Annotated in this window: 19 protein-coding genes and 1 pseudogene; 7 read left to right on the top strand and 13 right to left on the bottom strand. The window is 60.8% G+C overall.

What is annotated here, in order from left to right; translation table 11 throughout:
• Positions 1–77: 77 nt before the first annotated feature.
• The 4 genes from N7U68_RS01750 to N7U68_RS01735 all read right to left on the bottom strand — a co-directional run bounded on the left by N7U68_RS01750 (position 78) and on the right by N7U68_RS01735 (position 4,161).
• Positions 78–851, bottom strand: a complete 774-nt coding sequence (locus N7U68_RS01750; protein ID WP_263048032.1) for a COG3904 family protein — start codon at positions 849–851, stop codon at positions 78–80.
• The gene (locus tag N7U68_RS01745) at positions 848–2,155 is read right to left on the bottom strand and encodes a hypothetical protein (RefSeq protein ID WP_263048031.1); all 1,308 of its coding nucleotides are present in this window, start codon (positions 2,153–2,155) and stop codon (positions 848–850) included. The genes N7U68_RS01750 and N7U68_RS01745 overlap by 4 nt, the downstream gene beginning before the upstream one ends.
• A 174-nt stretch (positions 2,156–2,329) precedes the next feature.
• A complete protein-coding gene (locus N7U68_RS01740; protein ID WP_263048030.1) occupies positions 2,330–3,061 on the bottom strand; it encodes a maleate cis-trans isomerase family protein in 732 nt (243 codons plus the stop codon).
• A complete protein-coding gene (locus N7U68_RS01735; protein WP_263048029.1) occupies positions 3,061–4,161 on the bottom strand; it encodes an anhydro-N-acetylmuramic acid kinase in 1,101 nt (366 codons plus the stop codon). The genes N7U68_RS01740 and N7U68_RS01735 overlap by 1 nt, the downstream gene beginning before the upstream one ends.
• 63 nt (positions 4,162–4,224) lie before the next feature.
• Here N7U68_RS01735 and tyrS point away from each other — a divergent pair, with 63 nt between their 5' ends.
• Positions 4,225–5,478: a tyrosine--tRNA ligase gene (tyrS, locus tag N7U68_RS01730; RefSeq protein ID WP_263048028.1), complete on the top strand. Its 1,254-nt coding sequence runs from the start codon at positions 4,225–4,227 to the stop codon at positions 5,476–5,478.
• A gap of 33 nt (positions 5,479–5,511) precedes the next feature.
• Positions 5,512–6,027, top strand: a complete 516-nt coding sequence (locus tag N7U68_RS01725; protein WP_165192449.1) for an arsenate reductase ArsC — start codon at positions 5,512–5,514, stop codon at positions 6,025–6,027.
• A gap of 58 nt (positions 6,028–6,085) precedes the next feature.
• On the opposite strand, the gene aroB is transcribed toward N7U68_RS01725, so the two are convergent.
• The gene (aroB, locus tag N7U68_RS01720) at positions 6,086–7,198 is read right to left on the bottom strand and encodes a 3-dehydroquinate synthase (RefSeq protein ID WP_263048027.1); all 1,113 of its coding nucleotides are present in this window, start codon (positions 7,196–7,198) and stop codon (positions 6,086–6,088) included.
• A complete protein-coding gene (locus tag N7U68_RS01715; RefSeq protein WP_165197616.1) occupies positions 7,195–7,704 on the bottom strand; it encodes a shikimate kinase in 510 nt (169 codons plus the stop codon). Before N7U68_RS01715 ends, aroB begins: the two co-directional genes overlap by 4 nt.
• A 299-nt stretch (positions 7,705–8,003) precedes the next feature.
• Here N7U68_RS01715 and N7U68_RS01710 point away from each other — a divergent pair, with 299 nt between their 5' ends.
• From N7U68_RS01710 to N7U68_RS01700, 3 genes and pseudogenes are all read left to right on the top strand, one after another.
• On the top strand, positions 8,004–9,539 hold the full coding sequence (locus N7U68_RS01710) for a hypothetical protein (RefSeq protein ID WP_263048026.1): 1,536 nt from the start codon (positions 8,004–8,006) through the stop codon (positions 9,537–9,539).
• Entirely contained in the window at positions 9,536–10,471 is a 936-nt protein-coding gene (locus N7U68_RS01705) for a site-specific tyrosine recombinase XerD (protein WP_165192451.1), read from the top strand. Before N7U68_RS01710 ends, N7U68_RS01705 begins: the two co-directional genes overlap by 4 nt.
• A gap of 83 nt (positions 10,472–10,554) precedes the next feature.
• Positions 10,555–11,863, top strand: a pseudogene (locus tag N7U68_RS01700) (HlyC/CorC family transporter).
• 22 nt (positions 11,864–11,885) lie between these two features.
• Here the strand turns inward: N7U68_RS01700 and N7U68_RS01695 are convergent.
• From N7U68_RS01695 to N7U68_RS01680, 4 genes are all read right to left on the bottom strand, one after another.
• Positions 11,886–13,106, bottom strand: coding sequence for a hypothetical protein (locus N7U68_RS01695; protein WP_263048025.1), 1,221 nt, complete (start codon positions 13,104–13,106; stop codon positions 11,886–11,888).
• A 229-nt stretch (positions 13,107–13,335) separates the two neighbouring features.
• Positions 13,336–15,756 (bottom strand): GcvT family protein, encoded by a 2,421-nt coding sequence (locus N7U68_RS01690; RefSeq protein ID WP_263048024.1) that lies wholly within the window; start codon positions 15,754–15,756, stop codon positions 13,336–13,338.
• A gap of 139 nt (positions 15,757–15,895) precedes the next feature.
• Positions 15,896–16,591: a hypothetical protein gene (locus tag N7U68_RS01685; protein ID WP_263048023.1), complete on the bottom strand. Its 696-nt coding sequence runs from the start codon at positions 16,589–16,591 to the stop codon at positions 15,896–15,898.
• A gap of 72 nt (positions 16,592–16,663) precedes the next feature.
• On the bottom strand, positions 16,664–17,995 hold the full coding sequence (locus tag N7U68_RS01680) for a DUF2254 domain-containing protein (protein WP_263048022.1): 1,332 nt from the start codon (positions 17,993–17,995) through the stop codon (positions 16,664–16,666).
• Positions 17,996–18,508: 513 nt separating this feature from the next.
• On the opposite strand from N7U68_RS01680, the gene N7U68_RS01675 reads away from it, so the two are divergent.
• Positions 18,509–20,962 carry a GcvT family protein gene (locus N7U68_RS01675; protein ID WP_263048021.1) on the top strand — a complete coding sequence of 818 codons (2,454 nt, stop codon included), beginning with the start codon at positions 18,509–18,511 and terminating at the stop codon, positions 20,960–20,962.
• Positions 20,963–21,012: 50 nt separating this feature from the next.
• Here N7U68_RS01675 and N7U68_RS01670 read toward each other — a convergent pair whose 3' ends face one another.
• The 3 genes from N7U68_RS01670 to N7U68_RS01660 all read right to left on the bottom strand — a co-directional run bounded on the left by N7U68_RS01670 (position 21,013) and on the right by N7U68_RS01660 (position 24,478).
• Positions 21,013–22,377: a cytochrome P450 gene (locus N7U68_RS01670; RefSeq protein ID WP_263048020.1), complete on the bottom strand. Its 1,365-nt coding sequence runs from the start codon at positions 22,375–22,377 to the stop codon at positions 21,013–21,015.
• On the bottom strand, positions 22,374–23,432 hold the full coding sequence (locus tag N7U68_RS01665) for a hypothetical protein (RefSeq protein WP_373322950.1): 1,059 nt from the start codon (positions 23,430–23,432) through the stop codon (positions 22,374–22,376). Before N7U68_RS01665 ends, N7U68_RS01670 begins: the two co-directional genes overlap by 4 nt.
• 293 nt (positions 23,433–23,725) lie before the next feature.
• Positions 23,726–24,478, bottom strand: a complete 753-nt coding sequence (locus tag N7U68_RS01660) for a cytochrome c biogenesis CcdA family protein (protein ID WP_263048019.1) — start codon at positions 24,476–24,478, stop codon at positions 23,726–23,728.
• A gap of 21 nt (positions 24,479–24,499) precedes the next feature.
• Between N7U68_RS01660 and N7U68_RS01655 the strand changes: the two genes are divergently transcribed.
• Positions 24,500–24,793: a sulfurtransferase TusA family protein gene (locus N7U68_RS01655; protein WP_373322949.1), complete on the top strand. Its 294-nt coding sequence runs from the start codon at positions 24,500–24,502 to the stop codon at positions 24,791–24,793.
• Positions 24,794–24,819 lie beyond the last annotated feature (26 nt).

Raw genomic sequence — 24,819 nt, 5'->3', positions numbered from 1 at the left:
GGCATGTTCACCGCACGTTTTCGATGTTCCGTGAATACTCAAACATGCCACACGGCATCGACGAGGAGGATATGCCGCTAGTCGATCACTTCCGTCGCCAACCGATAATCCAGCAGTTCCTCTCGCAGTAGCACATAGATCTCATCGGGCGGCGTCGCCAGAGCGTGCTGCATCACCAGCGTATCCACCCCCATCGCATCAAGATATGTCATGACCTCACCCTGCCCGCGCTGGATATCCTCCACCGCCAGAAACGCCGGCAATACAGTGCTCTGTCCAAAATAATGTTGATGCACGCCAACGGCCGCATCGTGATCGACGTGGCGGGCAACTCCGCTCGCCAGAATATACGGGCACGCAGAAAAACACACATCCTGCGCCGCCATGACGGTGTCCAACCCAGCCGCGCGCAGACTGCGACCGATCTCCAATGCGTCGTGCACCGATCCCCCCGGACTGCTCAATTGCACTGCTGTCAGACCGGATTCGCGTGTCAATGCTTCGGCGAAACGTGCGGCATCCCCAACCTCGATCGCCCCGGTCAGATGCAACACGTCGTCCACGCGCTCGAAACTCAGCCGCTGCGGCATATCGCCGGTATTGCGCCACGGCCGATCCGGCATCTCTCGCAGCGGCGTGTCGCGCGGTGCATACCGGCGCGTCTGATCGCCGGGTGCCACGGGGGTCGTCAGTTGCGGCTGCGGCGAAGGCCAGACCAATTGCGGCACTGCGCCGATGACGTCCCGCCCTGCCAGAAACAACGCCATGCCCAGTTGCAGCCCCAGCACCGCCATCAGCACCCGTCGCGTATCCCAGCGGCGCGACAGAGCAGATTTTTCGGTGGCGCTCATCCCGTCTTTCCGGTGTCTTCGACAGGTTTCAGCCCTGTCGCCTTGCGGAGATCGAGTTCCACCTTTTCCGGAGCCGCAGCAGGTGGCGCATGCATCCCTTCCATCTCACGCAGTGCCAACATGGCACCGCGCAACTCTGACAAGGTCAGCGTTTCTTCGACCCGCACCCCATCGCGCCCCGAACGGATCGCGGCCTGTGTGACCATCAGGATCAACACCAGCACGGCCGGTAACAGATCAATGGCAATCGCCCCGGCCCATGATGGCGCGAAATTGCCCGCATAGAGGATCACCGCATCCGCCGCCGAGATCGGTGTATAGGTCGTATCAGACGGCGCTGGCATCGCGACGACCGCTTCGGCTGCCATGCGCAATGTATCAGCACGTTGCCCCAGCACTGCCAGAACCGATGCGATCGTGCTTTGCTGGTCGCCACGCGCGGCCCCGGTGCGCCCATCAAGTTCAGGCAATACCACCGATGCCGCCAGATCCTGCGCCGCGCGCGATACCAGCGGGGCCACTGACAACTGCCGCAACTGGGTAATGATGCCGGCCAGCCGCACCGCTTCCTCGCTGAACTGGACCGAACGTGGCTCGACCGGCCCGGGCTCCACCGTCAATGTGCGCATCCGACTCAGGATCGCGTTGCCTTCGGCAAACGCGGCCTGAACCAGCGGGGCCTGACTGGCGATCTGCGCCTCCAGACTGCGCAGTTCGTCCGACTTCTGCCGCAGCACCCGGAACACCGCACCGCGTCCGGCGAGGCCCGACAGGTTTCCATCCGCCTCTTGTTCGCTCAGATCCTCGAACGACTGCCGCACCCGTGCCACATCCCGCTCTAGCCCTTGTGCCGACACGGCAATCGCATTCGCGCGCTCCAGAGATGCCTGATATTCCTGCACCGTCTTGGCCAAATGCTGCTCGACCGCCGCCGATCCCGCCAATGCCGCCGCGTTTAACCATGATGACATCGCGATGATCGCCAACGAGCCAATCAGCATCGATACCATCAGTCCGATCCGCGACGCCATCGTGCGCACGGCGGGCAAGAGCCGCATCAAATAAGACCAGAACACGAATATTCCGACAGAAACCGCGATGGAATAGGACGCTGCCGCTGCAAAGCTCAACATGCCTGTATCATCCAACAACGACGATACCCCCAGATAGGTGTAAATGCCGGACGCCACCGCCAGCACCCCCAGTGCCGCCCCGGTGATCCCGTCAAGCCAGCGCACATGCGCGCTCAATTCACTGGCGCATCGAATGCCCTCTGCGTCACCGCGCGAAATTTCCTCACCCATATGTCAAACCCTATCCACTGGAATGCTCTACTATATGGGGGCGCTTTGCAATTTGGCAAAACACCGCCCTGCGCGCACCACCTTATCGGCAAGGTCGCGCCTTCCCGTTTTCATCTTTCTACAAATACTTCTGCCGCGCCAAAGTTTTGCACAACGGCAGACAGGGAAATCCGGCTACAGACAGAAGAGCCGTCCCGGCCCCCACCCCTGCGCCTGCGCGCCAGCCAATCGCAGCATGTGCCACAACAGCGCCTGATTGGACGTCACCACCGGCAGCCCCAACTCGGTTTCCACCAGTTCGATTACAGGAAACGTCTGCAAATTGGTGCAACTGGCAAAGACTGCATCAACCCCGTCATCACGCCCGGCCTCCAGCATCGCGGCCCGCGTCGAATGTGGCGCGATACGCGCCACCCGTCGGTCATCACCTTCGCCGAAACTGATCTCGCGCACGACTTCAATCCCGCCTTGTGCCAGCAACGCGATCATCGGCGCGGTCACACTGGGCACATAGGGGGTCACCATGGCGATCCGTCGCGCTCCCAGCGCCTCCAGTGCCGCCTTTACCGCGCTGATCGGGTTGGTGACGGGCACGCCCGCCTGTGCCACCTGTATCGCGCGGGCCACCGCGTCCTCCCCGATCACGGTTGCCGCAGACGTACAGCCATAGCCGATCGCTGCCAGCCCGTCGGGCAGCAATCCCGCCGCCGTGGGCAATGCGCGCTCCATCTCGGCCAGCGTTTCAGGTGACACCTCGTTCTGATTAGGGATACGACTGTGCAGCAGTTGCGCATCGCGCCCGGCCAACACCTGTCGTGCCTCAAATTCCAACGTTTCATCAGTCCGCAGCACGATCATACCCATCCTGACGCCGCCCCCTGCGCCCTTGTTCAGATCGTAGTCCATCACTGTCCCTCCGGCCTGCTCAGGATGCCGCCCGACACAGCGGCGCGTACCCCAGTCGTGCCACGTACGGATGTTGGCAGCCCGCGCGCCACGCGCACCGCCAAAAATGCAAAGGCTTGCGCTTCTAGCATATCCCCGTCCAGCCCCACGGCCTCGACCGGCTCTACCGGGCAATCAAGCGCGGCACCCAACATGTCCATCATCACCGGATTGTGCCGCCCGCCTCCCGTTACCAACATGCGTTCGGGCGGGGTCGGGCAATGCTCCATCCCGCGCAACACCGCTGCGGCGACCATCCCCGTCAGCGTCGCAACAGCGTCTGCATCGCTCAATTCCCCCACCAGCCCGATCATGTCGGCAAAGGCATCGCGATCCAGCGACTTCGGCGGCATGGCCATAAAATATGGCTCGTCAAGAAACAGCTCCAACGCGCCGTCCACCACGTTGCCCCGTTTTGCCAGCCGACCGTCGCGATCATAGGGCTCGCCCCGCCGCGCCATCATCAAATCGTTGATCGGTGCATTCGCCGGGCCGGTGTCAAAGGCCAGCAACGCGCCCTCGTCCTCTGGTCGCGCGCAGCGCGGATCGACCCATGTGATATTGCCCACACCACCCAGATTCAGGAACGCCAGCGGCGCATCCGCCCCAATATGACGCGCGCAGGCAAAATGATAGAACGGGGCCAGCGGCGCACCCTGCCCGCCTAATTCGATGTCAGCACTGCGAAAATCCCAGACCACCGGGCGGTTCAGCGCCTCGGCCAGTACCGCCCCGTCGCCGATTTGATGCGTACCGCGCCCACGTGGCTCATGGGCCAGCGTCTGACCGTGAAAGCCGACCAGTGCACCACGGTCAAACCCTTGTAGAACCTCAATATGTGCCGCCATAACGACGGCCTCCGCTTCGGCCAGATCATCCCCCGGCCAGCGCCCCAGCGCCGCTTTCAGCACGGCGCGTTCCGCATCCGAATAGGCCCGGTACGCAGTGTCGCCAAAGGCGAAAATGTCCTGTCCGTCGGTCTCGATCAGCGCCGCATCGACACCATCCAGAGAGGTGCCCGACATCGCCCCCAGCGCCCATAGGCGTCCGGCCTTCAACATGGCCTTTTCCTTTGCCCAATCCACACATATACATGCCGCGCAAACTTGCCCGGGACAAGCAATATGACCTACCACCCCAAATCAGAATTCATGGCAACGATGATGGCGCGCGGTTTTCTCGCCGATTGCACCGATTATCAGGGGCTGGATGACGCCCTGAGCGCTGGCATTGTGCCGACATATATTGGCTATGACGCCACGGCGCAGTCGCTGCATGTCGGCCATCTGCTGAACATCATGATGCTGCGCTGGCTGCAAAAGACCGGGCACAAGCCGATTACGTTGATGGGCGGCGGCACGACCAAGGTCGGCGATCCCAGTTTTCGTTCGGACGAACGTCCGCTGCTCGGCCCTGAACAGATCGACGCGAATATCGCGGGTATGCAACGGGTCTTTGCCAACTATCTCAACTACGGCGATGGCGCACAGGACGCTATTATGATCAACAATGCCGAATGGCTGGATCAGTTGAACTATTTAGATTTCCTGCGCGACATCGGGCGGCATTTTTCGGTCAACCGGATGCTGTCATTCGAGTCGGTAAAGTCGCGCCTTGATCGCGAACAATCGCTGTCGTTCCTCGAATTCAACTACATGATCCTGCAAGCCTATGATTTTCTTGAGTTGAACCGCCGCTACGGCTGCCTGTTGCAGATGGGTGGTTCGGACCAATGGGGCAACATCGTCAACGGAATCGACCTGACCCGTCGTGTGCTGGACAACGAGATTTACGGCCTCACGTCCCCCCTGCTGACCACTTCGGACGGCAAGAAGATGGGCAAATCCCAAGGCGGTGCCGTCTGGTTGAACGCCGATATGCTCAGCCCCTATGAGTTCTGGCAATTCTGGCGCAACACGACCGACGCCGACACCGGACGCTTTCTCAAGCTCTACACCGAACTGCCTGTCGATGAATGTGATCGGCTGGGCGCATTGGCCGGATCAGAGATCAACGCAGCCAAGGTTATCCTCGCCAATGAAGTGACAACGCTGTTGCACGGCGCAGAAGCCGCGCAGACTGCGGAGGCGACCGCACGCGAGGTGTTCGAGAAGGGCGGCGTGGGGGATGATTTGCCCACCCTTTCGCTCACGGCTGGCGACATCGGTGACGGCATCTCGATCGTACAGCTTATCGTGCGCGCGGGTTTGGCTGGCTCTGGTAAAGAGGCCAAACGCCTGATTTCCGAAAACGGCGCGCGGATCGACGACGAACCCCTCAGCAATGCGGGCCTGATGATCGACGCAGCGGCATTGGCCAATCCGATCAAGCTGAGTGCCGGGAAAAAACGTCACGCGATTGTCAAACTCGATGGATAAGAGAACGTAAACAGTGCCGACGCAGGAGCCACCATGTCCGATCCGATCAAGAACGTCCTTTTCCTCTGCACGGGCAATTCTGCACGTTCGATTCTGGCCGAATCGATCCTGAATCGCGAAGGGTTGGGCCGGTTTCGCGCCTATTCAGCGGGCAGCGACCCCAAGGACAGCCCACACCCTCGCGCATTGCACCTGCTGGACAATATGAACCACCCCACCGGTGATCTGCGCGCCAAAAGCTGGGACGAGTTCGCCACACCGAACGCGCCACAAATGGATTTCGTATTCACCGTCTGTGACAATGCCGCCAATGAGGTCTGCCCGTTCTGGCCCGGTCAGCCGATCAGCGCGCACTGGGGTCTGCCCGACCCTGCTGCTGTGACCGGCACGGAGGCCGAACAGGCGCTTGCTTTTGCAGAAACCTACCGGATGCTGCGCAATCGCATTTCGATCTTTGTAAACTTGCCGATGAACCAGCTTGACGAGATGACCCTGCGGGAAAAACTCGACGAGATCGGTAAAGCGCAGGACACTGTCCCTGCACCGTGACAACATCCCGCAGGCCGGGCTTCAGCCCGGCACACGCGCGCCCCGGTCAGCGCCCCGGTTAACGCCCGGCCAATGCATCCCGCAACACGCCCGTAACCGCCTCGCGCGGGACGTCTGATGTCACAAAGGCGTCACCGATCCCGCGCGCCAGCACGAACCGCAGTTGACCGTCCAGCACTTTCTTATCCTGTCCCATCAACGCGACCAACGCCTCTTCATCTGGCAATTCCCCTTCAATATCAGACAGATCGACCTTCATATTCATGTCGCGCAGATGGGCGCGCACCCGGCTTGGGTCTTCTTGGCTGCATAGTCCCAGACGCGCGGACAGCTCAAACGCCAGTGTACAGCCAATAGCGACGCCTTCGCCATGCAGCAAGCGATCAGAATACCCAGTTGCCGCCTCCAGCGCATGACAGAACGTGTGCCCGAGGTTGAGCAATGCCCGGTCGCCTTGTTCGGTTTCATCGCGCACAACGATCTCGGCTTTCATCTCGACCGAACGTTTCACAGCCTTGATCCGTGCCGCCATATCACCATCGGCAGCACGCGAACCATTCACCTCAAGCCATTGAAAAAACGATGCATCTCCCAGCAGTCCATATTTCACCACCTCACCGTATCCAGTCAGAAAATCACGACGGCTAAGCGATGCCAAAACATCAGTATCGGCCAGAACGAGGCTGGGCTGATGAAATGCGCCTATCAGGTTTTTACCGTGCGGCGCATTGATTCCGGTCTTGCCGCCAACTGAACTGTCAACTTGCGCCAGCAGGCTCGTCGGTATCTGCACAAACCGAACGCCTCGGCGCAGGACCGCTGCCGCAAACCCCACCAGATCGCCGATGACACCGCCCCCCAACGCGATCACGATGTCATTGCGCTCGACCTTCTGATCCAGCAACCATTCCACCGTGCGCTCCAGATGCGGCCATGACTTGGTCGCTTCCCCAGCTGGCAGTTCCAGCGATTCCAGCTTTACACCGTTCTGCGCCAGACCATTGCGCAAGGTTTCCAGATGCAGCGGCCCGACATTGTCATCCGTCACCACCACGACGCGCGGACGCCGTAGCAGCGGGGCAATCAGCCGCCCGGATTGCCCCAGCAGGCCCGGCCCCACATGCACGTCGTAGGCGCGCGATCCCAATGCCACATGCACGATTTCAGTCATGTATTTGCCTCCACCACGTCCGGACGTTGAACCAGCGCATCCATCACCTGATCCGTCATTTGATCAATCGAATATTCTGGCCGCGCCATCACGGCCAGATCAGCCTGCGCATAGATCGGCACGCGGGCGTCATAGAGCGCGCGTAGCGTCTGGTAGGGGTTATCAGTGCGCAACAGTGGCCGCGTGTCCTTGTGCCGAACCCGCCCCCACAGCAGCTTCAACTCGGCGTTGAGCCAGACCGATACGCCCTTTTGCGAGATCAGCGCGCGATTGCGCTCGGACAAAAATGCACCGCCCCCTGTGGACAGGACGCAGCATTGCGTCTCCATCAGCCGGTCGATGACCTCTGTCTCGCGATCGCGAAAAAACGCCTCGCCGTCACGTTGAAAAATTTCTGCAATGGTCATGTTGGCGGCGGCTTCGATCTCTGCATCGGAATCAAGGAACTGTGCCCCAAGCCGCACCGCCAGAGCCTTGCCCACAGCGGTCTTGCCCGCGCCCATCATACCCACCAGAACAACGGTTTTCTTCAGTTTCCACGCCTTGGCTTCACTCACGCCTCGGCACTCCCCCGCCCAAATCGCATTTGAGGTGAACCAATGACGTGATCTTGTTGAAAAGGCCAGTTATAAGTTGGACAAAAGCAATAACTAATCAGGCAGGCTCATCGTGCTGAAAATCGTCAAGTGGTTGTTCTATTTGGCTATCCTCGCTTTCATAGGGCTGGTTGGCTATGCATATCTCGGGCCGTTTTTCGGCGCTGACTTCTCTCCGCCCGTCAATGAGATTCGGCAGGAAATCATCCTTGAGACAGGCTGATACATTTCTCGGTGCCGCTCTGTTTGCTTGCATGTCTTGCGGCATGGCAGGTGCCCAACAACCATTGTCGGCCATCGACTGGCTGAATGATCCCGGTGCGCCACCGTTGGCCGCACCTCGTCAGCCAGTGCAGAACGAGCCGCCCGTCAGCACCGGCGTGACCATCCCCGATGTCACCGTCATGCCGCTCGAAGAGGCTGGGCACGAGGCCGTCGGCCTGCTGCCGCCATCCGTCACCGGGCTGCCCGATACACTCTGGTCAGCCAGCGCCGCCTCTGACATCCTGCCCCTGTGGCGCGATGTGGCGGCCGAACCACTGCCCGCGATACAGGCCCTATATTATACCCTGCTTCTGGCCGAGGCCGAGCCGCCCCAAGGGGCCAAAGGCGCATTTCTAAAGGCTCGCGTTGATGCGCTAATCCGGTTCGGTGCGGTCGACCCTGCGCAGGCCCTGCTGGAACGCGCGGGACCGACGACACCGCTGCTCTTTCCCGCCTGGTTCGATTTAACCCTGCTCAGCGGGGACGAAGTGGAAGCCTGCACCGCGTTACGCGACACCCCCGGCCTGCACCCCGGATACGCGGCCCAAATCTATTGCACCGCCCTGACCGGCGACTGGCAAACCGCCTTTCTGCTGTACGACACGGCACAGGCGTTGGATGTTCTGCCCCCGACAGAAGCCCAGCTTCTGGCGCAGTTCCTTGACCCTGAAATGGCTGAAACAGCGATCTCTCTCGCACCGGTCGCGCAACCTTCGCCGTTGCTCTTTCGGCTATACGAAGCGGTCGGCACACCGCTGCCCACACGCAATCTGCCTTTGGCCTTCGCCACTGCCGATCTACGCAACACCTCGGGATGGAAGCCCGAACTGGAAGCCGCCGAGCGGCTGGTTCGCACCGGTGCACTGTCGGAAAACCGGCTGCTGGGCCTTTATACCGATCAGCGCCCTGCGGCATCGGGTGGTGTCTGGGAACGTGTGTCAGCCGTGCAAAAATTCGAGGCGGCTTTGGAAGCCCGCGACGTAGCCGCCGTCACCCGTACCCTGCCTCCGGTGTGGCGGCTGATGCGCGCCGAACACCTTGAAATCCCGTTCGCCAGACTTTTCTCGGCTCGATTGGCGCGGCTCGACCTGCCGCCACACGCCGCGACGCTGGCCTTTCGCATCCTGTTGCTGACATCAGATTACGAAGAGATCGCCAATCGCGCCGGGGCGTCGCGCAGCGCCCTTTTCCTTGCCTCTGTCGCGCGCGGCGCACCCGATGCAACACTGGCCAGCAGCGGACCAGAGCGCGCCATTGCCGACGCATTTGCCACTCCCATTTCTCCTGCACTTGAACACGCGCAATTGCTGGCGGACGGCAAACTGGGCGAGGCGATCCTGTCGGCTGCCAATCAGGCCGATCAGGCGTCTGGCGATCTGGTCGATATCACGGCCGCTCTCGCCACCCTGCGCGCTGTCGGGCTAGAGGACACTGCGCGGCGCACAGCCCTGCAAATCCTTATTCTGGATCGCCGCGAATGAGTGACGGCACCACATGGATCTCCGCCTTTCTGGAGGCACAAGCCGCCGAACAGGGCGCGACAGAGAATACGCTCATGGCCTATGCACGTGATTTGGGCGATTTTCAGGAATGGCTGAGCCGCGCCGGGCACAACGTTGCCAATGCCAGCCAGTTGGACGTCGAAAACTACCTGATTCATTGCGAGGCTCAGGGGCTGGCGAAATCCACCCGTGCCCGCCGCCTTTCGGCGATCAAACAGCTCTACCGCTTTGCGTTCGAGGACCGGTTGCGCGCAGATAATCCGGCCATCCGCCTGAAGGGACCGGGGCGCGACCAACGTCTGCCGAAAACCCTGACCGAGGAAGAGGTCGATCGCCTGCTGGACGCTGCACGCAGCCACGGACGCAACGCGCGCGACCGTTTGCGCAACACGTGTCTGATGGAACTGCTCTATGCCACTGGTATGCGTGTCACCGAACTCGTCTCGCTCCCGGTCACAGCGGCACGCGGCGATCCGCGTATGCTGCTTATTCGCGGCAAAGGCGGCAAGGAACGCATGGTCCCCCTGTCATCCCCCGCACGCGTTGCACTGGCGGCGTGGTTGAAGGATCATGACGACCGCGCCGACGCGGCCCGCGCCAAAGGGGCAAGCCCCTCGCCATATCTTTTTGCTTCGGCGGGCAAACTTGGCCATCTCACGCGCCATCGGTTTTACGGCCTTATCAAAGAGCTCGCCGTTGCGGGCGGCGTCAGCCCGGCGCGCGTGACCCCTCATACCCTGCGCCATGCCTTTGCCACGCATCTGTTGGCCAACGGAGCGGACTTGCGTGCGATTCAGACGCTTCTGGGTCATGCCGATGTCGCCACAACCGAGATTTACACGCATGTGCTGGAGGAACGGCTCAAGGCACTGGTTCTGGAGCACCACCCGCTGGCAAAGGGGTCAGATTAGTCGGCGCTACGCTTTCCAACCCTTGAACACCGCGCCACCTGCCCCCATAACCAGTTTTTGACAAACGATCTTCGAAGGACCCAATGGACCCCACCGGCGCGACGCTCGACGCGGCTTTCTGGCTTACCACCGGCGCAATTCTGGCGCTGCTGGTCCTCTCCGGCTTCTTCTCCGGCAGCGAAACCGCCCTGACCGCGGCCTCGCGGGGCAAGCTGCGCGCGCGTGCCGAGAAGGGCGATACAGGTGCCCAACGTGCGCTGGACATCACAGAAGACAACGAACGCCTGATTGGCTCGGTCCTGTTAGGCAACAATCTGGTCAACATCCTTGCTGCGTCGCTCGCCACGGCGCTCTTCACGCGGCTATTCGGCGAGATCCGGCGTGGCACTGGCCACGCTGGTGATGACGCTGCTGGTTCTGATCTTTGCCGAAGTGCTGCCGAAAACCTATGCAATCACCAATGCCGAGGTGGCTGCCAGCCGCGTCTCGCCCGTGATCATGCTGGTCATTCGCGTGTTTTCCCCGGTGGTCGCCGCGGTCCGCTTTCTCGTACGTGGCATCCTTAGCCTCTTTGGCGTCAAAACCGATCCCGACAGCCATATCCTCGCCGTGCGCGAGGAAATCGCCGGTGCGCTTTATCTGGGCCAGTCCGAAGGCGTGGTCGAAAAAGAGGACCGTGACCGCATTCTGGGTGCGCTTGATCTGGGCGAACGCGCGGTCGAGGAAATCATGCTTCACCGCAGCCAGATCGAGATGATCGACAGCAGTTCAGAGCCGCAGGCGATTCTGGATCAATGCCTGCAAAGCCCGCATACCCGTCTGCCCGTGTTCAAGGGCGACCCCGATAACATCATCGGCGTGGTACATGCCAAGGATCTGTTGCGCGCCATGCACAAACTGGTTCTGGGGCGCAACGGTGCGCCGTCAGCGTTGCGCAATTTCGATATCTCCAGCGTCGCGATGAAACCCTATTTCGTACCCGAAACCACGACACTCGATGACCAGATGCGCCAGTTCCTGCGCATGCGCACGCATTTCGCGCTAGTGGTGGATGAATATGGCACCCTGCAAGGCCTGATCACGCTGGAGGACATCTTAGAGGAAATCGTCGGCGAAATCACCGATGAGTTCGACCCAGAGGCCGAACATTCCTTGAGAAAGGGCGACGACAACCAGTTTATCGTTGATGGTGCTATGACCATCCGCGACCTGAACCGCGCCACCGACTGGTCTCTGCCCGACGACGCGGCCAACACAGTTGCGGGCCTTGTGATCCACGAGGCGCAGATGATCCCCAAGGTGAACCAAGTGTTCAATTTTCACGGTTTCCGTTTCGAGGTCACCGCGCGCAAGGACAACCGGATCACCAAGTTGAAGATCAGCGAGCTTTAGGCCCACCGGCGCCGCAGGCGCGCTATTTGCCGCCGCTCTGCTGGTCCAGCATACAGATATGCAGTTTCTCACCGCGCGCGACACGTTCGGCCTGCAAATCGTCCAGCCTCGCCGCCCCCATGCACCAGCGATAATGCGTTTGTGTATCCGTCGCCCAGCGATCCCCGCTGAACCCACACTCAAAGCTGGCCGCCTTTCTTGCACTATCCGCCGCCGTCACGGCATAGCTTTGGCAGGTGGCCTCGTCCGGTATGGTTGAGCCTGCCGCATGTCCGGTGCTTCCGCCGCCCGCCTGTCCGCGGCATGCCTTAATCGCGCCGCGCCGTCCCGCGTTACGCGTTCGCGCCGCATCGAGATTGCCGACCTGCATGCACCAATCAAAATGCCCGCCTGCGTCACCGGACCATTCGCGCCCGTGCAACCCACAGCCCAACGCCTGCGCCTCTTCAAACAGGCCCACGGCCTCGCGCGCGTATTTCCGGCATCCCCGTTTCAGCGCGGGGTTGTGTACGGGTTCTGGTTCGACCACCGGCGGATACCCCGAGTAAGCCGGGTTTCGGCGCACATTCTGGTAGCGCAAGACAACGTCGGCGGCACCGTTGTAGCCTGCCCCGTGCCGACGACCGCCATAGACGCGACCGCTTTGCCCAAACCTTAGCGTCTGTCGTGCCGCCCCGCCCGCGATCACACGTGCATGTCGGTCACGCGGCGCGACTTGTAACTCTAACCGCCCGCCAGTTTCTCCGGGCGCAAAGCCGATGAAATCCTGCCCCGAGCGGTCCTGTTCAGAACCACCCAGCCGAAACTGTACCAACACATCGCGGGGGACGTTATCGATCACGATACGAATGCCCGCCCGGTGTTGTGACATCGCCCCGACGGGCGTGCGATAGAAGCGGCGTGGCTCTGCCCAGGTCTCTTGCCAGTCAAAGCTCTGACGACAGCGCGGACGTCCGAGCCAGCGCGGCCGGTTCGGGTCCTGATCGCGCAGATGCAGATCACCGAAAAATGCCATCTCGTAGGCGCCTTCGCGCGGTTCTGCAAATCTTGCGTCAAGCCCGACCTCGGGGATCTCGACCACCAGTCGCCCGATCTCGGGGCTGGTGTCACCCGGTGCGCATTTAAAGTAGATTTCGCGCGCCTCGGCCTGTGGTGCGCCCAGCACTGCCGCCAGTAGGATGCCCACCCCGCCAATCATATTTCCTGCGCTTTTTCGCACACGCCCTACAGATGTCAGCCTCATGGTAAGCAGTCCTCCGGTTGTTCCGATGAGATACCTGCAATTCTACGTGCTGCAGGATCGGACAGACAATGTCCCCCGGATGTTATCGGATAACAATGGCGTCCGGTATGGTGCAAAACCATACCGAAACGGCCTCGACCTCACACTGCTGCGATGCGAGAATTCAGCAGCTTACGGGTCATGCCTTGAACCATTGCCGCGTTTTACATGATCACGGCACCGCCCGCTATCACGCCCGCAACTTCTCGCCTTTTGGGTCGAACGGCGGTTCTGCAAGGATCACCGCCCGGTGTGGTCGCCCGAGGATCATCACCTCGACGGTATCGCCCGGCACCGCACCCTTCACATATCCCAGCGCCAGACTCATCCCCACGGTATAGCCGTAGGTCCCCGACGTGACCCGCCCGATCCCCTTGCCATCCTTGAAAATCGGCTCGCCGCCCGTCGCATCGGCGTTCGATGCTGCGGTGTCATCCTCGTTCACATGCAACAACACCAGCGTTTCGCGCGGGGCATTGTCCATGACCTTGGCCAGCGCGGGCTTGTGCAAAAACTCCTTGTCCATCTTGCACAACCCCGCCAGCCCGACCTCTTGGGGCCAGTATTCGGGGCTGTATTCCCGGCTCCACGACCCGTACCCTTTTTCGACCCGCAAGCTCATCAATGCGCGCCCGCCGACAGGCCCTGCACCGATCTCCTTTCCGGCGGCAATCAGCGCCGCGTATAGCTGCGCCTGATCTTGGGTTTTGCAATGCAGTTCCCATCCCAGATCACCGGTAAAGCTGACCCGCAGCGCAAGGCACTCCACGCCCGCCAGTTCGATCATCTTCGACCGCATGAACGGGAAATCCTGCGTCGACAGTGATGTATTCGTCATGTGTTGCAGCATGTTACGCGCCTGTGGACCGGCCACGTTGAAACCGCACATTGCCTCGGTATGGCTCTCGAACACTGTGCCATCGGGCAGCGGCACCATGTGGAGGAACCGTTTGTGATACCGCTCTGCCATGCCTGATCCGATGATCCAGAACTCCGCGTCGCCTGTGCGCGTCACGGTAAAATCTCCTGCAATCCCGCCGCGTACCGAAATCAGCGGCGTCAGGCAGGACCGGCCGACAGATTTGGGCATCCGGTTGGCGAAAACGGCGTTCAACCAATCCTCGGCCCCCGGCCCCGCACAGCGGTATTTGGCAAAGTTCGAGATGTCGATTATTCCGGCCCGTTCGCGCAGCATCCTGCATTCATCACCCACCGGCCCCCACCAGTTCTGCCGGGTAAACCCGTTGGTGTCCGTTGCACCCGGCGCATCGGCGAACCACAAGGGATGCTCCCACCCATAGTTGAGACCGAACACCGCGCCCATGTCCTTTTGCATCTCGTAAATCGGCCGCACCCGGCACGGACGCCCTGCGCTGCGTTCCTCGTTGGGAAAGTGGATAGCAAAGCGATGCGCATACTGGTCACGCACCTTGGCCTTGGTAAACGCCTTGTCCGCCCAATGCCCGAACCGTGCCATGTCCCATGCGAACATGTCGTACTTCATCTCGCCCTCTGTCACCCACTGGGCGACCATCAGCCCCATGCCCGCTGACTGACTGAACCCCGGTATGATCCCGTTACAGCAGAAATACCCTTTGAGTTCGGGCACCGGCCCAAGGATCACGTTGCTGTCCGGGGACCAGATCATCGGGCCATTGATGACCCGTTTGATCCCCGCCTCACCCACGGCCGGAACGCGGTCGATGGCGCGCATCATGTTCGGCTCGATCCGGTCCAGATCATCGGCAAAGAGGTCATGCGCAAAATCCAGCGGCGTGCCATCTTCTGCCCAGAACTTCATGTCCCGTTCATAGGCCCCGATCAGCAGACCCTTACCCTCTTGGCGCAGGTAATATTCCCCGTCGCGGTCCGCGACGGATGGCAGGCGACGATCCATACCGGCAATCTCGGCGATGGTTTCGGTCACGAAGTATTGGTGTTCGGTCGGCTGCAATGGCAGTTCGATCCCGGCCAATGCCGCCACTTCACGCCCCCACAGCCCCGCAGCATTGATCACCCATTCGGTCTGGATATTGCCCTTGGGCGTCTCGACGATCCAGCTGCCATCCGGTTGCGCCACAGTGCCCGTCACGGGCGTAAAGCGATGGATTTCGGCGCCGTTCTGCCGTGCGCCGGCCGCATAGGCATTGGTCACGCCAGACGGGTCCACGTTGCCGCCATCCGGCTCCCACATGATGCAGCGAATGCCGTCGAAATTGACCAGCGGGTGCAGTTCCTCTGCTTTCGCACGGTCAATCTCGTGAAAATTCATCCCGTATAGCTTGGCCTTGGCCGCTTGCAGCCGCAGCTGGTGTTCGCGCGCTTCGGTCTGCGCCAGATAGAGGCTGCCGGGCTGAAACACGCCACAGCTTTGGCCAGTTTCCTGCTCTAGCGAATTATACAGGTTCATCGTGTAGTGTTGCAGGCGACTGATGTTGGCGCTGTCGTGCAACCCGTGGATATTGGCCGCCGCATGCCATGTACTGCCACTGGTCAGCTCATTGCGTTCCAGCAGGACAACGTCGGCCCAGCCCTGTTTAGTCAAATGGTAAAGGATCGAGCATCCGATGACGCCGCCGCCGATCACGACGGCCTGTGCATGGGTTTTCATGGGTTTGTCCCTGGCTGTGTCTGCTCCAGACTTACTTCACCCGCATCTCGCAAATTGCCAGATGGCGACAGATCACGTCGCGGGAATACAAGTGCCTGAAAATCTGCAAGGACGGCCAGAAGGCCAGAATACGCCGCACCTAGGGTTCGGGGTGCAGCGGGCGCAACCCTTTCGGTACGCGGTTGCGCGCGTCACTATAGTCTTTTCGCGCGTCCTCCAGTGCGATCCGCGCATCGACCTTCTTACCCACATCCCCGAAACGTTCGGCGACCGCCGCCTTGCCGTCCGCATCCATGTAGCGTTCATATGCTGACATGGCGGCCAACCCGCGCAAGATCCCGTTAGCATAGTACCCCAATGCCGCGTTTTTCTTGTGCGCGCCGCGATAGCGTTGGAGCTGCGTGTAGACGTTGTTCGCGTCAATCTTTTGCTCGGCGGTCTTGGCTCGATCCACCAGCCCGTCAACCATCGATTTGAACGCCTTCATGCGCTTCGCCGAGGTGGCCAACCCTTTCAGATTGTCCTCTTTCGCATATTTGTGCAGCTTGTCATGCGCCTGTTGCGCAGGACCGTTGCGAGAGGCGCGCAGACTGTCTGTATTGGGAATGAACGGACCCTGCGGTTCCTTCTTTGCGGCTTTCTTCGGCTTTTTCTTGTTCGCTGGCTTTTGGGGTTGCTTTTTGAACGCCTTCTTCTTGGGCTTCTTGTTAAACAAATTTGGCCCGTCACCTCCGCCGCTAGCGTAGACCGCCGAACCACCCAGCCCGCCCGGGCCGCTGGGCAAGAACGAAAATAGCGCGATCACGGTAATGGTTGAAATCAGAACCCGCAGCATGGCATCACTCCCATTTCGATTAACGTTACGTAAGCCAATGGTGCCGCGAAACAAACTTATCAGCCATACACCTCAGTCGTGATCCCCCGGCGCTGTCGATTTGGGAACGTTGCGGCGCACATCCGCATGCGCGCTGCTCCGCAATTCTGCCCGATCATCCTCGAACGGTAGCGACCGCATCGCCCGCACCAGATAGCGTCGCGCGGCGTGTTCCGCAGCCTTGGCCAGTCCGACATCGGGATGCCGCATCAACCCGCCCAGCGTCGCCTGCAGATGCTGTTGCACTTCGACCAGTGCCGCCCCGTCACGCGCCAGCGCGCTGTACCCGTCCTCGATCAGGTCCGCGGGTGACAAAGGCGGCACATAGAGGCGGCTCAGTTCAGGGGACTCCTCGTTGTCCTCTTCGGTCCAGTAGCTCGACAGGATGCGCCCGATCCGCGTAATCACATCGATCGCAGTGCCCGGATCATTGATCCCCGGCGACAGCGCCTTTGATGCCATCTCACCCATGACGATCAGACCAAAGCGTGGATCCTGATCATAGGTACGCAGATCGCCGATGATGACATGATCGCGAATGAGCGACGACAGCCCTTCGCTGCTGTCATCGTCTTCCGCCTTAGCATCCCATACGCCGCCGACCCAAACCAACGGTTGGTTAAGGAACACGAAACTACCCACTGCCTGCGTCAGATACAGATCCACATCAAAGCGTTTGGCCGCCGCATTCAGCCCCTCGGGATAGATATGCTGCACATAGCCACTCTGCTTGGCACAGATCGGTTGCAGTTCCTCGGGCAGATCATCCGGCAACGGATTGGCCCCCAGACAGGGCGTTTTCAGCCGTTCCTTGAACTGGCGAGTGGTGATGTCCTCGACTTGCCGTGTCGTATCCAGCAGGCTGCCGAACGTTTGCAGGTGCAGAACCCAACGCACCAGATTGACCACGACAAAAACCAGCACCAACACCGTCACCCAGAACACGACAAAGGCGTGATCATCCCCGAACACCGCCACCTCGCGCATCACGATTGCCACCAGCGCATAGACATAGGCCCCGATAAACGCGGCCAGCGTTTTCTGCGTGGTCTTGTCCTGCATGATCAACTGATGCACCCGTGGGGTCCATTGCGTGGAGGAACTGCGGTAGACCGTGACCATAACTGTCATGCTGAAAATAGTGACCGCCAGCATCGCATTGGCGATAATATCCAACAGCCGGTCGACCGACGCGCCGTTGACCCGTCCTCGGATCTCTTCTGGCAACCAGATGCCTGCCAACTGCGCAAGCCCCAGCGATACAACGGCCAGAAGGCCCATCGCCACCACCCGCACCCACAGCTTGCGTGCGTACTGGCGTGCCATGCGCAGCAGTGTTGCGGGCAATAGACGGATGTCATCCATGACGTGTTAACCCCGTGCTACGGCAAAGGTTTCCCCCGGCAGAATATATTTCCATTCGGTCGGTACTTCTCCCCCAGTTCTTAACGCGTCAGGCATATTGGTGGCCGGGCAAAGATCCTACGCATGGCCTCGCGGCACCCCGAACCTTATCCTCGTTATCTGCGCGCGCTACCAGATAATCATCCTGTAAATTGCCGTCTTCAGATCTGCGCCCTTCTCGGCCTCCTTGTTGTACTGGCGCCGGATCGTTTTGAGCCGCTCCAACTCTCGCGCAGCGGCGATTGGTACCCGCAGGTTGCGGGCGACCCGACAGCCAACACACTTGCTATCAGAAACCTAGGTAAAGCTCGAAATACCCTCCCGTCTCGAGGCTAACGCCCGTCTTTGCAATCGATCAAGAAAGTCGAGAACCGGCCACACCGCAGAGCCCATTCACGACAAGTCATGTCGCAATGCTACTTGCACGGGGTCGAACATACCCCCACGCTGCCCCCAACCAAGAGGAGATCCGCCATGAGAACCACCACCAGAGTTGCCGTGATCGGCGGCGGTGTCGTCGGATGCAGCGTACTTTACCACCTGACCAAGCTTGGCTGGTCCGATGTGATGCTGATCGAGCGGTCCGAACTGACCAGCGGCAGCACATGGCATGCGGCGGGCGGGTTCCACACCCTCAATGGCGACACCAACATGGCCGCATTGCAGGGCTACACCATCAAACTGTACAAGGAACTGGAGGAGATCACCGGCATGTCCTGCGGACTGCACCATGTCGGTGGCATCACGCTCGCGGACAACCGTGACAGGTTCGATATGCTCCTCGCGGAGCGGGCCAAGCACCGCTACATGGGGCTGGAGACCGAAATCGTCGGGCCCGAGGACATCGCGAAAATCGCCCCCGTCACCAATACCGACGGCATCATCGGCGCGCTCTACGATCCGCTTGACGGTCATCTCGACCCGTCGGGCACCACACACGCCTACGCCCGTGCCGCACGTATGGGCGGTGCGGAGATTGAGACGCATTGCAAGGTGACAGAGACCAACCAGCGTCCTGATGGCACATGGGATGTGGTCACCGACAAGGGCACGATACATGCCGAACACATCGTCAACGCGGGCGGCCTGTGGGCGCGAGAGGTCGCTGCGATGGCCGGTGTCTATCTGCCGCTGCACCCGATGGAGCACCAGTATATCGTCACCGACGAAGTGCCCGAAATCGTCGAGATCATCAATGGCGGCGGCGAACACCCGCATGTCATGGATCCCGCCGGAGAATCCTATCTGCGTCAGGAAGGGCGCGGCCTGTGCATCGGGTTTTACGAGCAACCTTGCAAAGCGTGGGCTGTGGATGGAACACCATGGGACTTTGGGCATGAACTCTTGCCCGATGATCTGGACAAGATCGAGGCCAGCATCGAATTTGCCTATCGCCGCTTCCCGGCACTAGAGCGCGCGGGCGTCAAATCGGTCATTCATGGCCCCTTCACCTTTGCCCCCGATGGCAACCCGTTGGTCGGACCAGTGCCGGGCATGCGCAATTACTGGTCCGCATGCGGCGTCATGGCCGGGTTCAGTCAGGGGGGCGGCGTCGGGCTGATGCTGGCGCAATGGATGATCGATGGCGAATGCGAACGCGACGTGACGGCGATGGATGTGGCGCGCTTTGGTGATATCATCACCCCCGGCTACACCCTGCCCAAGGTGATCGAGAACTATCAAAAGCGGTTTTCCGTCGCCTACCCGAACGAGGAACTGCCTGCAGCCCGTCCGTTTCGTACGACACCAATGTACGACATCTTTGACAACATGGGCGCGGTCTGGGGCCAGCAATACGGACTGGAAGTGGTCAACTACTTTGCCGCAGGGTATTCGCCCTCAAACCATGATCCGGCAGGACAGGAAAAAGAGCCGCGTTACGAGACCCCGTCATTCCGACGTTCCAATGCTTTTGACGCCACCGCGCGCGAGGTCCGCGCCGTCCGCGAAGCCGTGGGCATCAACGAAGTGCACAATTTCGGCAAGTACCTTGTTACCGGCACCGGTGCGCGCGCGTGGCTCGACCGGATCATGGCCGGACGTATCCCCAAACCCGGTCGGTTATCGCTGACGCCAATGCTGTCGGCCAAGGGTCGGCTGATAGGCGATTTCACTGTGTCCTGCCTCAGCGATCAGGCGTTCCAACTCACGGCGTCCTATGGCGCGCAGGCAGTCCACATGCGCTGGTTCCAGCGCAACGAGGCCGACGATGTGACGGTCGAAAATGTCAGTGACCGCCTGAACGGGTTCCAGATCGCAGGACCAAAGGCACGCGACGTCCTGCTGGCCTGCACCCGCGATCCGATCGGCGATATGCGTTTTATGGATCTGCGTCATGCCAATATCGGCATGGCCGAATGTCTGGTGCAACGGGTCAGCTACACCGGCGATCTGGGATACGAGATTTACTGCGATCCGATGGCACAACGCACCCTATGGAAAACTCTTTGGGAAGCGGGTCAGGAGCACGGCATGCGTCCGTTCGGCATGCGTGCGATGATGTCCCTGCGTCTCGATAAATTCTTCGGCTCATGGCTCAACGAGTTTTCACCCGACTACACTCCGGCAGAAACGGGCATGGATCGGTTCATCCAATGGTCCAAGAACACCGACTTCATCGGCCGTGCCGCCGCCGAGGCCGAGCGCAGCACAGGCGCGGCGCGGCAGCTCTGCGCCTTTGAGGTGGACGCATCAGATGCGGACGCAGCGGGCTACGAACCCGTCTGGCTGGGTGGGGATGTGATCGGCTTCTGCACCTCGGGCGGTTATTCGCACCATGCGGGCAAATCCATCGCACTGGCGCTGATCCCCAGAGACAAGGCAGAAAACGGTCTGGCAGTGCAGATCGAAATCCTGGGGCAGATGTGCGATGCAACGCTGATCACCACGCCGCTGTTCGACGCTGATGGCGCGCGAATGCGCGGCTGATGACCTGATCGCATGGTATCAAGGCCGCCAGCCCCCGCGCGATCCACGTCCTACCGCTTGGAAATTCTTAGCCAGATCCCGTCCTTGCCCCGCACGGTCAGATGCGCCACCGGCATCGCGGGCCGTTCTGCCACCACATCGAACCGATAGGCCCGCACCAGCATCGCCAGCAGCAGCACGCCCTCGATCATCGCGAATCCCGCCCCGGTACAGACCCTTTGCCCGGCAGAAAACGGCATGTAGGCGTTGCGCATGCAGGCCTTGCCATTCTCGGTGCCATAGCGTCCGGGATCGAACACATCAGGTTCGTCCCACAGGCGCTCGTGCCGGTGCAGGTGCCACGGGCTGAGGACGATCTGCGATCCACGCCGCACCGCACGCCCGCGGAACGTCTCATCCTGCGACGCCTCGCGCACCATCATCGGCACCGGCGGATAGAGGCGCAGCGTCTCGCGGAACACATCGCGCGTGATCCGCAGCTTGGACATATGCGCAAATTCCGGTGTGCCATCGCCGAACGCGGTACTTGCCTCTGCCGCCACCTGCTCTTGCCAGTCTGGAAACATCGCCAGCAAATATAGCGCCCACGCCAGTGCCGACGCGCTGGTTTCGTGCCCGGCGAGAAAGAATATCGCCACTTGATCGACCATCTCTTCGGTCTCGAATGTCTTGCCGTCCAGCGGGTCCGGCGTGGTCATAATCTTGGTTGCCAGATCATCCGGCGCCGCGCCTGCCTCAATCTCGGCCATGCGCGCAGCGGTCAGTTGTGTGATCAGCCCGCGAATGATCGCAGCGGTCGCCTTGGTCCTACGCGCATGAAATCGCGGCACCCAAGACGGCAACGGCAACAGCGCCCCGAGGTTCACTACCGGTTGCGCGCGCTGATGTTCGCGAAATTCGGCAAAAACGCGGCCCGCGATCTCGTTTTCAATCGGGATGGAAAAGAGTGTGCGAAAAATCACATCCGCCGCCACATGGCTGGTCTCTGCCTCGATCTCGCGCGGAGCGCCATCAGCCATTGCAGCCAGCCGGGCCACGGCACTCTGTCCTGCGGCGCACATCGCCGGAAAGGTGCCCTTTAACCGCCCACCCTCGAACGCCGGATCAATGATCCGGCGCTGCCGTTTCCACACATCACCATTGGTGACAAAGACCGAGTTGCCCAATAGCGGTGTCAGCCCTTCGCGCACGCGGTTCGATTTCGGAAAATCATCGGGGCGCTGTTTCAGCACCAGATCGACAAGCTCCGGCTGGTTACACATGTAGGAGCGGAAGAACGGCGTGCGGAATTCGGCCATCCACGCCCGATAGAGCCGCGCAGGCTGCGCCGACAGTATGTCCTGCCGAAAGAGCCGCAAATACCGCCAAAGCGATACGCGCCCCGCGCGCGCCGGTGGCTTGGGTGGCAGGGTCACGCGGCAATATCCCGAAATTTATTCACCGGCTTCTCGATCCGGCTTTTCGACGGGGGGCGTCCGTCATAGCGCGCCGCCAGCGTTTGTGGCCCTGCGGTGATCTGGAAATAGTCATAATCGCCGGGCCGGTCAAAGGCACAGAGATACTGGAAATGCAGACGAAAGAACTTCCACCGCAACTCTTTCCACCGCTCGGGGCTCAGCGTCTGGGTAAACGCCGCCGACACCACCAATGGCCAGCGTTTTGCATCTGTCGCGACGCCAGAGACACTGACCGGATCACATAGCGCAAAGGCACAACCATCCCCCGGCGCAGTCACGTCGACCCATGTCAGCTCGTCCCGCTCGCTCAGGTATTGCAGATCGGCGCGCAGCCGTTGCGCATCCGGCAGGAACGACACCATCGGCACCACTTGGCCCAGCGATAGAAACGACAGGGTCGGGCCGTTCGCGGGTGCCCGGCGCTCGCGGATCAGGTCCGCCAGAATGGACACGGCCAGATGCGCGCCAGACGAATGTCCGACGACCAGCACCTCGTCCACATCCCCGGTCAGCGCCGCCGCGATCTCTTCGGTGAATTCCGCCATGCGCGCCTCTAACTCGGGCGGGTTGGCACCCCGGTGACGCGCCGAATAGGCATAATCATGCATCAGATAATAGGCAAAAAACTTGCCATCCTTGGCCTTGAACCACACCAACAGTCGCCAGAACGCCAGCGCCCCCAGCGCGGCTGACACGCCTGTACCCACTGTGATGAGCGGCGCATAGGACGGATCGGACCATATGGCGCGCTCCAACTGATCCGTGGCGAACATCCCCAGCCACAACATGGCAGCAAAGGCGAAACACGCCAGCATCAACTGCACCAGCAAAAAGCCCACCGGGTACAACGCCGCGATCACCGGCCCCTTGCGCAGCCGCATGAGCCGCCCCAGCGCGCCGCTCGCGATATAGGTCCATGCCGTGCGACCCAACTGCATGTAGGTGGCGAAAATGCCCTGCTCCATCGAGATCGCGGACGATATCGGACCAGACCAGCACATCGAACTCTGCATGGGTTGTCTGTCCGGCAATGTCCCCCTCGACGCGCCAGCCATAGCGTGCGGTGCCGGTCTTGGGTTTTAACGTGACCTCATACCCCGAAATCTCCGCCTGTGCCGCACTTTCCGTGCGATACAGTTCGCGGTAGCGCCGCGGATGAATGGGATCATAGCCGGGGATATAGAATACCCGGCGTGTTGTGACGGTCTTGCTGGCGATGCTGCTCATGCCATACCCTTTGGGCGTTGCCTTTTGGCAATGCTACAACATGAGTTTGGCAAGAGTAAGGCTTCGCGCGTGCCGACAGTTACCCCAACACGGCCAACGCCGGGAACGTCTCCAACAACCAGAAGGCAAAGGCCGAGAACCCGCCCGTCAACATCAGCAGGCCGATGGTCCACAACAGCAACCCCATCACCCGTTCAATCTGCTCCATATGCCGCTTCATCCAGCCCATCGTGCCGGTGAGACGCGGTAGGAACGCCGCGACCAGCAAAAAGGGCACGCCCAGACCGATAGCATAGACTGCCAGCAGCAGCGTGCCCCGCGTCACCGATGCCTCAGACGCCGCAAGCGACAGGATCGCGCCCAACTGCGGACCGATGCAGGGCGTCCAGCCAAAGGCAAAGGCCAGCCCCAGCACATAGGCCCCAAAGGCGCTGCCACCCCGGTCGCCTGCATCCATACGGGCCTCGCGGTCAAGGAACCCGATGCGGTAAATGCCGATAAAATGCGCCCCGAAAACCATGACAACAATACCAGCTACAGTATTGAAAACGCTCTGATATTGCAAAAACACCGTGCCGATGACCGACGCCGTAAATCCCAACAGGAGAAAGATCGTCGACAGACCCATCACAAAGAACAACGCCGGGACAATGGCCCGCCCCCGCGCGCCGCGATCCTCGCTGAGATCGCCCACTGTCACGCCGCTCATATATGCCAGATAGGGTGGCACAATCGGCAGCACACACGGGCTGAGAAATGACAGGACACCGGCAAGAAGTGCCACGACCATCGCGGGAATCAGGCCCGCATCTATGATTTCGATTCCGAACATGCCCCCGCCTTAGCGCAATTCATGGACGGCGTCACCGCGCGCAATGTCACAACTTTGTGGACAGCGGCACCCGGCATGATTATCTGCGCCACTATGGAAAAAATCGATGCCATCGGGCTGCTTTGCCCCCTGCCCGTCCTGAAACTGCGCAAGCGGCTTAAACCACTGCCCGCCGGTAGCGAAATCGTCCTGTGTGCGGATGATCCGGCGGCCGTGATCGACGTACCGCATTTTTGCACCGAGGCGGGTCATACGCTGCTCTCTGTGACCGAAGCCGACGGTCATACCATCTACCGGGTGCGCAAAAGCGACTGAGGCGCTGCGCGGCTTTTACACCGCAC

This window comes from Roseovarius pelagicus (genome assembly GCF_025639885.1).
Taxonomy (GTDB): Bacteria; Pseudomonadota; Alphaproteobacteria; order Rhodobacterales; family Rhodobacteraceae; genus Roseovarius; species Roseovarius pelagicus.
The sequence above is the reverse complement of the archived record's forward strand: the minus strand, read 5'-3'. Positions and strand labels throughout refer to the sequence as shown.

Coding starts and splice junctions, on each gene's coding strand:
- N7U68_RS01715 (WP_165197616.1), bottom strand. CDS start 7,704: ATGATGGGCGCGGGCAAGACCGCTGTGGGCAAGGCTCTGGCGGTGCGG.
- N7U68_RS01735 (WP_263048029.1), bottom strand. CDS start 4,161: ATGTTGAAGGCCGGACGCCTATGGGCGCTGGGGGCGATGTCGGGCACC.
- tyrS (WP_263048028.1), top strand. CDS start 4,225: ATGACCTACCACCCCAAATCAGAATTCATGGCAACGATGATGGCGCGC.
- N7U68_RS01685 (WP_263048023.1), bottom strand. CDS start 16,591: ATGCTGCGGGTTCTGATTTCAACCATTACCGTGATCGCGCTATTTTCG.
- N7U68_RS01655 (WP_373322949.1), top strand. CDS start 24,500: ATGGACGGCGTCACCGCGCGCAATGTCACAACTTTGTGGACAGCGGCA.
- N7U68_RS01660 (WP_263048019.1), bottom strand. CDS start 24,478: ATGTTCGGAATCGAAATCATAGATGCGGGCCTGATTCCCGCGATGGTC.
- aroB (WP_263048027.1), bottom strand. CDS start 7,198: ATGACTGAAATCGTGCATGTGGCATTGGGATCGCGCGCCTACGACGTG.
- N7U68_RS01695 (WP_263048025.1), bottom strand. CDS start 13,106: ATGAGGCTGACATCTGTAGGGCGTGTGCGAAAAAGCGCAGGAAATATG.
- N7U68_RS01750 (WP_263048032.1), bottom strand. CDS start 851: ATGAGCGCCACCGAAAAATCTGCTCTGTCGCGCCGCTGGGATACGCGA.
- N7U68_RS01740 (WP_263048030.1), bottom strand. CDS start 3,061: ATGGACTACGATCTGAACAAGGGCGCAGGGGGCGGCGTCAGGATGGGT.
- N7U68_RS01705 (WP_165192451.1), top strand. CDS start 9,536: ATGAGTGACGGCACCACATGGATCTCCGCCTTTCTGGAGGCACAAGCC.
- N7U68_RS01690 (WP_263048024.1), bottom strand. CDS start 15,756: ATGAAAACCCATGCACAGGCCGTCGTGATCGGCGGCGGCGTCATCGGA.
- N7U68_RS01725 (WP_165192449.1), top strand. CDS start 5,512: ATGTCCGATCCGATCAAGAACGTCCTTTTCCTCTGCACGGGCAATTCT.
- N7U68_RS01745 (WP_263048031.1), bottom strand. CDS start 2,155: ATGGGTGAGGAAATTTCGCGCGGTGACGCAGAGGGCATTCGATGCGCC.
- N7U68_RS01680 (WP_263048022.1), bottom strand. CDS start 17,995: ATGGATGACATCCGTCTATTGCCCGCAACACTGCTGCGCATGGCACGC.
- N7U68_RS01675 (WP_263048021.1), top strand. CDS start 18,509: ATGAGAACCACCACCAGAGTTGCCGTGATCGGCGGCGGTGTCGTCGGA.
- N7U68_RS01665 (WP_373322950.1), bottom strand. CDS start 23,432: ATGCAGAGTTCGATGTGCTGGTCTGGTCCGATATCGTCCGCGATCTCG.